This window comes from Pontibacter fetidus (assembly GCF_010119545.1).
Taxonomy (GTDB): Bacteria; Bacteroidota; Bacteroidia; order Cytophagales; family Hymenobacteraceae; genus Pontibacter; species Pontibacter fetidus.
The window spans coordinates 161,552-169,899 of the sequence record NZ_JAAEAA010000008.1; the positions used below are offsets into that span (position 1 = coordinate 161,552).

The window sequence follows — 8,348 nt, forward strand, 5'->3', positions numbered from 1 at the left end:
AGGCAGCAAACCAGGCAGATCTTGCTTAATCATTCTAAAACTACGCGCTTGGCAGCGTTTGTTTTTGCTGTGCTGGCTATTACACTGCTTATTATCAGCGCTTACTCGTACCTGGCTGCCCAAAAAGTACAGGAAGATTATAACAAAATGGTTTCCGAATCGCTGCACAGGCTGGAACTGATCACGAAACTGCATCGTAACGAAGATCTGGTCTATAGTTTGGTTATAAAGTACATGAAAACCTCCGATAAACACGAAATGGAGGAAGCAAAACAGCAGATCAGGCAATTAAACAACATCATCCAGACTGACCTGAAAGAACTTGAGAAACTGCTTTATATACCTTCAAGGCGACAACTGCTACACACCTACCAGACAAACCGGCAACCATATGCCAGCATGCTACAGGAGGTGCTTTCGGCGGGCCAGCAGCAGCAAAGCGGCGCAGCAAACAATATAGCAGACCAAAAGCTGCTGCTTGCTTACAAACAGCACCAGCTATACTTAAACAGACTCGGGGATACTATCAGTATTAATACCAGAAAGCGAAGTACCATTGCTCTTACCACCATCCATAATACGATACGCAACTATAATGTATTGCTTTTAATAGCGCTGTTAATGACCGGCGTGGCTGCGTACCTTATCAGGGAGGTATTAAAGCAAATGAGCTTCAATGATGTGCTGCTGAAATCAGAGAAAAGAGAGCGCCAACAGTTAGAACATGCCTTAACCGAAAGCCAGCTGATCTACACTTCCCTGTTCCGCAACATTGCCATTCCTATCTGGGTGTTTGATGTAAATACGTTAAAAATACTGGAGGTGAACAAAGCTGCCATGCAGGAGTACGGTTACTCGCGCCAGGAATTCCTGAACCTGACCATAGCCCAGCTGCAGCCCGCCGAACAGGTAGCTAAACTTAAGGAACTGATTCCGCTGATAAATGACAACTATAGTTTTAGTTTTAATGAGAACTGGCTACACGTTAGAAAGGATGGCAGTGCTTTTTATGTAGATATAAAATCGCATAGTTTGCCGCCCCAGGGCAACATAAAACCCCGGGTAGTGGTAGCCATCAACATAGATGAACAGGTAAAGGCGATACAGAAACTGGAACGGCGCGAACGGCAGCTGCTTGGGGTAAGTTCCAGTATACCGGGGGCGGTTTACCAGTTCCAGCTCGACAAGGACATGGACTTCAGCTTCCCGTTTATAAGCGGCAGCCTGCTTAACATGTACGGTGTTACCCCCAACGACATTTACCAGGACCCGAACCTGCTGTTTAAGGCTGCTCACCCAGACGAGCTGGAAGCCATCTGGGAAAGTATTTACGAATCAGCCCGCACACTTTCGCCGTGGATGAAGGAGTTGCGGATGTGGAGCCCTGGCGATAATAAATGGATTTGGATACGGGGCCATAGTTTGCCAACCCCGAAGGATGATGGGTCGATACTATATAACGGAACACTTATTGATATTACCACCCAAAAAGAAGCACAGCATCAACTACTGGAAAGTGAGGCCAACCTTACTGCCTTGTTAGACAGCTCGCCGCAGGCTATTTACCTGTTAGACAAAGACCTGAAGGTAATATCGTTTAACAAAGTAGCTGCCGAAGAGGTTAGCAGGCTGCAGATAAAGCAATTGCAAACCGGGCAAAGCATGCTCAACTATGCCGCTACCGAACAACTGGACTCGCTTATAAAAGACCACCAGCAGGCTCTGCAGGGCAATACTGTAACTTACGACACCGGGTGTGGCAGCCATTGGTTCGAGGTATCGTACAGGCCAGTTTTCACCCAATCAAAAGATACGATAGCTGTAGCGCTCAGCATACACGATATATCAGAACAGCGCAACATTGTAAAAGCTATAAAAGAGAACGAATCGCAGCTGCTACGGTCGCAGGAACTTGCTAAGGCAGGAAGCTGGGAGTACGAGATTGACCGCAATGTGATGAAGTTTTCGCAGAACATGTACAGGATATATGAGCTTCCGGAAGAATTCAGACCTACTTTCAACAATATCCTGGACCTGTTTCACCCTGAGGACAAAGACATCAGTTTAGAAGCATATTACCGCGTAATAGAGACCAAGACCACCACAGACCTGGAGCACCGTGTACTGCTGCCAAACGGCACTTTAAAATACCTGTACCATATTATGGAGCCTGTTACAGACATGGAAGGCAAAGTAATAAAAGTAGTAGGCACCACCCAGGACATAACTGAGCAGAAAGACCGTGAGCTCGAAATAACCGAAACCAAGAACCGCTTCCAGTCCACGATAGAGAATATCCCGGAAATCATACTTTCTGCCGATACCAATATCCGCATATTTTACATCAGCCCGCAGTGCTACGAACTTACCGGTTATACCGAAGATGAATTTCTAGCGTCTAACCTATGGCCGGAAATAATTCATAAAGACGACCTGGAATTGTTGGAAAGCAGGCTATTGAACGAAGGTTTAGCCGGTTACAGGCTGAAACATGAATGCCGGATTATTACCAAATCAGGTGAAACACGCTGGGTAATGCTCCGGATGTCTCCGAAGCTGAATGCCGAAGGCAAAGTTATACGCCTGGACAGCTCTGTAGCCGATATTACCGAAAGCAAGCTGGCCGAAGAAAAAAAGACGCAGCTAGCCGAAAAGCTACAGATCCAGAACCAGAACCTGCAACAGTTTGCCTACATAGTGTCTCATAACCTGCGTGCACCTATCGCCAACATTCTGGGCCTCTCCTCTATTTATGATAGCGCAAACCCACAGGCACCTATTAACCAGCGCGTAATTGAGAACATGTATAAATCGGCGAAGCTGCTCGATAACACCATCCGCGATTTGAACGAGCTGCTGTCGATGCGGAGCGAGCTGGATGATGCGCAGGAAAAAGTATTTTTTGAGGACGTGCTGAAACAGGTTAATGCCAGCCTGACCAATGAAATTGCTGCAGCCGGCGCCGTGCTTACATGCGATTTTGAAATGGCCCCGGCTATAGTTACCATTAAAAGCTACCTGAAAAGTATACTACACAACCTGATCTCGAATGCCCTGAAATACCGCGATGAGGCCAAAATTTTGAATATAAAGCTTCAAACTTTTGAAGTTGATGGCTATATTTGCCTGCAAGTCAGCGATAATGGCCTGGGTATCGACCTTCAGAAAGAAAAAGGCAAGGTTTTTGGTCTGTATAAAAGGTTCCATGCGCATGTTGCTGGCAAAGGGCTTGGCCTGCATTTGGTCAAGACACAGGCAGAGCTGCTTGGAGGAAAAGTTGCGGTGGATAGTAGCGTTGGAGTAGGCACAACTTTTAGTGTTTACTTTTTAAAGAATAGTGTAGTAGATGAGCTTAATAAAAAGAGTAGTATTGATTGATGATGATCAGGTAAACAACTTTGTTTGCGAGAGTATCATCAAAAACGAACAGTTTGCTGAAGAAGTACAAAGTTTTGAGTGGGCTGAAAATGCACTTGATTATTTAAAGCGGGTTGCTGAACAGCAGCCAGACGCATTCCCGAACCTTATTTTCCTGGATATTAACATGCCAGGCATGGATGGCTGGAGCTTTATAGATGAGTACAGACTACTACCCGAGGATGTAACCAAAGACTGCTGCCTGTTTATGCTATCCTCAGCCGTTGACAGGAAAGATATTATTAGTGCCAAGAGCCACAAAGAGGTAAAAGATTTTTTCTCGAAGCCACTCTCGCCTGAGATACTGAGCTTTATAAGAGAAGAGTTTATCTGCGAATAACTCCTAAACCACAGTTTAAGCGCTGTGGTTTTTTGTTTGCCTGCACTTAGTTTTAAACTATAGTTTACCCCTCCTGCAACTACATGCTTACTGCAACTGGTCTAAAGGCTTGCGGGTAACCGAATTTCCCTTTTTATACTCGGATGGCGAAAGGCCGGTAACCTGCTTAAACTGATTTGAAAGGTGTGCTACACTACTATAGCCCAGTTTATCAGCGATCTGGCTTAAGGTAAGCTCATTGTATTCCAGTAATTCCTTGGCCATTTCTACTTTCTGTAACACCATATACCGGGCTATAGTTATACCTTCCGATGCCGAAAACAGGGCACTCAGGGTATTGTAGTCTTTACCAAGCAGGTCAGCCAGGTAGTCCGAAAGGTTTACCTGCAAATCCTCTACTTTGCCGCTTCTGAGCAGCTCAATTACAGCGATCTTTATTTTTTCGGTCAGTTCGGTTTTTGGGTCTTCCAGCAATTTAAAGCCGTTGGCAGTAAGCATCTCTCTAACCTGGCGCAGCTCTTCGGGGTGCGGTTCGCGGGCAAGGGTCGCCTCTCCCAGTTTAACGTCCTGCAAAGGCAACTCCAGTTTTTCAAGTTCATCGGTTACCACTTTAATGCAGCGGTCGCATACCATGTTCCGGATGTGTAAGGTGTAAGGGGGAGTCGGTTGGTTTTGGTGCGTCATGCGGATGGGTGTTACAACAAACTAAGGACAGGCAAACTTATAAAATTTTGGCTATAGTTGCAGTGGTAATGCCTTAAAGCAAAAGAGGGAACCTGTTTCAGATTCCCACTTGTGCTAAAAGTTGTATTAGGTGCGGCTATGGTCGGTGCCATCAGGCTCGGTATTATTTTCTCCGAAGGGTTGTTCCTTGTTCCGGATGCCGTTATGGTTGTTATCCATGGCCGTGTCGCTGCCTTCGGCCTCAAAGCCAGGCCCCTGTGCCAGGTAATCGTTGGTACTGCTTTTGCCGGTAGCACCATAGCCGGTTGTTTCGTTGCCCTGTATGTGCATGTTTTCCAGTTTGTCTTTCTGGCCCGCCCGTTCCAGGGTCCCTCCCGGCCCTACATTACGCTTGGCCGATGGGTCAGGGCGGTTATCCATCGACACTCGCTTGCTGAAATCGTTATTTATATTCTTTACATTATCAGGTTTATGTTCGTTTTCGTTGTGGGTTGCCATAGTTTGAGTTTAATTGGTGTAGCCTTGTATACGCTCTGCAGGTGTGGTGGTTCGGGGCAGGGCATCCTTACTTAACATAACTTTCCAACCAAACACTTTACCCAGGTTATAGTTTATTGCTTGTAAACTATAGCCCGGTGTGCTGCTGGTAATTGCTATCTTTGTATTATAAATGGCTGGTGCGGCACCTTACGTATAGTTATCGCGTTACAGAAAAGAATAATATTTAAATTGGATGAAGCTATCGAAAATATACGACCCGCGCGAAATGAATTCGTACCAGTTTGTTGCCACCACAGGCCTGGTAATGACGCTGCTGGCACACCTGATACTTGCCCTGATTGGTAAAAGCGTAAACAACTTTTCGGCGCTGTACATTTGCTGGGCTGTTTTTTTTACGCTGGGCACTATCGCTAACTTCAGGCGCAACCCTAACGACCACGACCACCATCATCACCATTAACACAAATAACAAAGCCAGCAGCGTAAACTAATGGCATTGCTATAGTATAACGGTAAGGCCACTACAACTATAGTTGTAACTATAAGTAGCAGTACTATGGTACCGGAAGTATAAAAGACAAAAGGCTGCCAAAATCAGCAGCCTTATGCACTCACCAAAACACTATACAATCGCTCTATTCTTAAAATGTAAAACCTACAGATGCCTTAATTGTTCGGTTATAGGTTTCAAAATTTCCGTTTTCATCTATCGTATTCAGGCCGTGGTCGTAGCCGGCAGTAAGGTTAAGGCCGTTAGCAAAGCGGTAGCCAATACCACCAACCACACTAAAGTCCATTTCACGGAAGCCATTTTTCATATCCCACTCGCGGTTAAGGGCATTAAACCCAAGTACGCTGGCCTGCGCCTGTACTTTGTTTGATAACAGGTAAGCCACCTGCGGACCGCCGTAAATATGAAACCCTTCGCCAACGTATAGTTTCGCCATTACCGGCAACTCAATGTATTCCGATTTGTTGGTGATGGTCATCTGCGTATTCAGGAACTCAGTCTCTACCCACGGTAATTTACCAGTCAGGCGCGTACCTTTTTGCGAATATTGCAGGCCCGGCTCTATCTCGAAACCTGGCCCAACCGGTATGCTCATATATACACCGCCATGCACCCCTTCGCGCATCTTACGGTTCACGTTTCCGTCTGATAAATCAATCAGGTTTTGGGCACTGTTTACAGTTTCGCCTTCCCAGTTAGATAAGTTTGCACCCACCCGTACACCAAAACGGATAGGTTGTTGTTGCGCGTTTACTTTTGTAGCCACCAAGCCCAACACCACGGCTATTAGTAAAAATACTTTTTTCATGATCCCCTTAATTTTTGTGTGAATATGGTAAGCTGCGCGGCTTGATAATGCAGGATGTAAAAACCGTGCCAAAACCTTTGGCTGATTATAAGACACAGAACTCGTTTTAAGTTAAAATATTAACTATCAATAATATATATTTTACAAAATGGCAATTATACTTGGTGAAAAGCATAAAAACACAGCTGAATGAACTATACTTTAACCCGGGCTCTGAAACTATAAACTATAAGCCTTACCTTTGCGGTCCGGAAAAACGAAGCATGAAATGAGCGATAAGATACAGGTAACCCTACAGCGTTTGGCTGTGCACAGAGTTGGAAATAAGTCGAAGGAAGAAGGTGTGGTAGCCTCGCAGGATCTGGTTGACCTGCGTGATGCGCAGCTGAATGATCTGTTGTTACGCTATTTTATTTCCCCGTTCAAGCAGGAAGAGTTTTTCAGATTTACCCATACTTCGGACCTGGCCCTCAACGAAATGTTTGCTTATGCTACGCTTATCTTTAACCAGCCGGCTAAGTTTCATGAATATTCGGTACACATCCTCAACCATTTGTACGAGCAGTCCGATCACCCGAAAGTAAAGAGCGGAGAACTATACGTGGCGCATTTTAAAGGCTGCATTATAAACGACGAGGAAGTAGATGCCATCGGTATCTTTAAATCAGAGAACAAAGACACCTTTCTTACTTTCCAGGACAGCCACAACGACCTGAGCATAGATTACCATGCCGGCGTAAACCTGAAAGGCGTAGACAAAGGCTGCATGATCTATAACACAGAAGCCGAAGATGGTTACCGCGTGAAAATGGTAGACGCCAACAGTACCGATGCCCAGTTCTGGAAAGATGATTTTCTGCATGTAGACGAACTAAAAGACACGAACTTTTCGACGAGGACAGTACTGAACATGTGCAAGGATTTTTCGGAGGAGGTATTTGCTACAACAGAAAGTAAAAAAGCACAGGTAGATTTCATCAGTCGTTCCGTTGATTATTTCTCTAAGAACGAGACTTTTGACTTGGAAGAGTTTACCAGCAGTGTAATTGACGAACCCGAGTCGGCAGAGCGGTTTAAAAACTATAGCCAGAACTTTGCCGAGGAACGAAACCTGGAGGATATTCAGGGCTTTACAATAAATAAGAGCACGGTACGTAATATGAAGCGCAAGTTCCGCAATTTCATTAAACTGGATACGCAGATTGAGATCAAGTTTAGCGGGTATAACCCCGAACAAAGCGAGCAATACGTAGAGCGTGGCTTTGACGAGGAGCGTGGCATGCACTTTTACAAAGTATACTTTTACAGCGAAACGTAAGCGCCTGAGAAACTATAGTTTAGCAGCACTTGTTTAATAGCCTGCAGCAAAGTATAACCGGAATGGTTCTTGCTTTACACCCTGAACCGCACAGATAATAACCATTTATATGAGAAAAGCATTTTTAGCAGCCGTATTTGTTTTTGCAACACTCACCACCTTTGCCCAGGGCACAAAAAGCCAGGCGCCAGCAAAGTCTGTAGAACAGCGGGCAACAGCTATCACCCAAAGTATGGCTACCAACCTGCGCCTTACCCCGGAGCAGTTTAAAAAAGTAAACGAAGTAAACCTGTCCAGCATGAAGCAGGCCGACAAGGTTTTGGCAAAGTATAAAAGCAATCCTAAAAAGTTAGCTACCGAAATGGACATTATCAGCCAAACACGGTTATCGCTCATAAAAGATATCCTGACCCCGATGCAGTTTGCCCAGTACCAGCAACGCCGCGAAGAAAAAATGGGTGTTCCAAAAGAAGCACAAAGCAATCCTGCCATCCGCCAGGAAAGCTCCAGAACCCAGGAACAGTATAATAATTAAGAAAACTATAGTTTATAAAACATGAGTCATCCCGAATTTAGGGATTGTGCTTGAGTCCAGATGTGCATGAGTGCAGTTCGGACACGATAAAGCGGTATCAGGGCTTGCTGGTACCGCTTTCCTGTTCTATGGCATCCCTGCCGGAGCAGCTGGTTGAGTTCTTCTGCCTGCAAGAGGCTCAACAGGAAGGCATACACCACCGAGAGGATCAGCATCAGCTTGAGGCGGTTTTCC

At 45.4% G+C, this 8,348-nt stretch carries 8 protein-coding genes and 1 pseudogene; 5 read left to right on the forward strand and 4 right to left on the reverse strand.

The features are described from left to right. Positions 1-48 precede the first annotated feature (48 nt). Together GWO68_RS08180 and GWO68_RS08185 are read left to right on the forward strand one after the other, a co-directional pair. Positions 49-3,378, forward strand: coding sequence for a PAS domain S-box protein (locus tag GWO68_RS08180; protein WP_235941991.1), 3,330 nt, complete (start codon positions 49-51; stop codon positions 3,376-3,378). Continuing rightward, positions 3,347-3,757 (forward strand): response regulator, encoded by a 411-nt coding sequence (locus GWO68_RS08185; RefSeq protein WP_162345944.1) that lies wholly within the window; start codon positions 3,347-3,349, stop codon positions 3,755-3,757. The genes GWO68_RS08180 and GWO68_RS08185 overlap by 32 nt, the downstream gene beginning before the upstream one ends. An 87-nt stretch (positions 3,758-3,844) precedes the next feature. Here GWO68_RS08185 and GWO68_RS08190 read toward each other — a convergent pair whose 3' ends face one another. Beyond that, the gene (locus GWO68_RS08190) at positions 3,845-4,441 is read right to left on the reverse strand and encodes a helix-turn-helix domain-containing protein (RefSeq protein WP_162345945.1); all 597 of its coding nucleotides are present in this window, start codon (positions 4,439-4,441) and stop codon (positions 3,845-3,847) included. Positions 4,442-4,567: 126 nt separating this feature from the next. Next, complete coding sequence (locus GWO68_RS08195) at positions 4,568-4,939, reverse strand: hypothetical protein (RefSeq protein WP_162345946.1); 372 nt, start codon at positions 4,937-4,939, stop codon at positions 4,568-4,570. Positions 4,940-5,174: 235 nt separating this feature from the next. On the opposite strand from GWO68_RS08195, the gene GWO68_RS08200 reads away from it, so the two are divergent. Continuing rightward, positions 5,175-5,402: a hypothetical protein gene (locus GWO68_RS08200; protein ID WP_162345947.1), complete on the forward strand. Its 228-nt coding sequence runs from the start codon at positions 5,175-5,177 to the stop codon at positions 5,400-5,402. Between the two features lie 181 nt (positions 5,403-5,583). On the opposite strand, the gene GWO68_RS08205 is transcribed toward GWO68_RS08200, so the two are convergent. Further along, positions 5,584-6,261 carry a porin family protein gene (locus GWO68_RS08205; protein ID WP_162345948.1) on the reverse strand — a complete coding sequence of 226 codons (678 nt, stop codon included), beginning with the start codon at positions 6,259-6,261 and terminating at the stop codon, positions 5,584-5,586. Positions 6,262-6,529: 268 nt separating this feature from the next. On the opposite strand from GWO68_RS08205, the gene GWO68_RS08210 reads away from it, so the two are divergent. Both GWO68_RS08210 and GWO68_RS08215 read left to right on the forward strand, forming a co-directional pair. Next, positions 6,530-7,579: a nucleoid-associated protein gene (locus GWO68_RS08210; RefSeq protein ID WP_162345949.1), complete on the forward strand. Its 1,050-nt coding sequence runs from the start codon at positions 6,530-6,532 to the stop codon at positions 7,577-7,579. Positions 7,580-7,688: 109 nt separating this feature from the next. After that, positions 7,689-8,114: a hypothetical protein gene (locus tag GWO68_RS08215; RefSeq protein WP_162345950.1), complete on the forward strand. Its 426-nt coding sequence runs from the start codon at positions 7,689-7,691 to the stop codon at positions 8,112-8,114. Positions 8,115-8,140: 26 nt separating this feature from the next. On the opposite strand, the pseudogene GWO68_RS17810 reads toward GWO68_RS08215, so the two are convergent. Continuing rightward, positions 8,141-8,348: pseudogene (locus tag GWO68_RS17810) on the reverse strand (transposase); the annotation flags it as partial.

Excerpts from the sequence above, each read along its gene's own strand:
- GWO68_RS08185 (WP_162345944.1), top strand. The coding sequence starts at position 3,347 with ATGAGCTTAATAAAAAGAGTAGTATTGATTGATGATGATCAGGTAAAC.
- GWO68_RS08190 (WP_162345945.1), bottom strand. The coding sequence starts at position 4,441 with ATGACGCACCAAAACCAACCGACTCCCCCTTACACCTTACACATCCGG.
- GWO68_RS08195 (WP_162345946.1), bottom strand. The coding sequence starts at position 4,939 with ATGGCAACCCACAACGAAAACGAACATAAACCTGATAATGTAAAGAAT.
- GWO68_RS08200 (WP_162345947.1), top strand. The coding sequence starts at position 5,175 with ATGAAGCTATCGAAAATATACGACCCGCGCGAAATGAATTCGTACCAG.
- GWO68_RS08205 (WP_162345948.1), bottom strand. The coding sequence starts at position 6,261 with ATGAAAAAAGTATTTTTACTAATAGCCGTGGTGTTGGGCTTGGTGGCT.
- GWO68_RS08210 (WP_162345949.1), top strand. The coding sequence starts at position 6,530 with ATGAGCGATAAGATACAGGTAACCCTACAGCGTTTGGCTGTGCACAGA.
- GWO68_RS08215 (WP_162345950.1), top strand. The coding sequence starts at position 7,689 with ATGAGAAAAGCATTTTTAGCAGCCGTATTTGTTTTTGCAACACTCACC.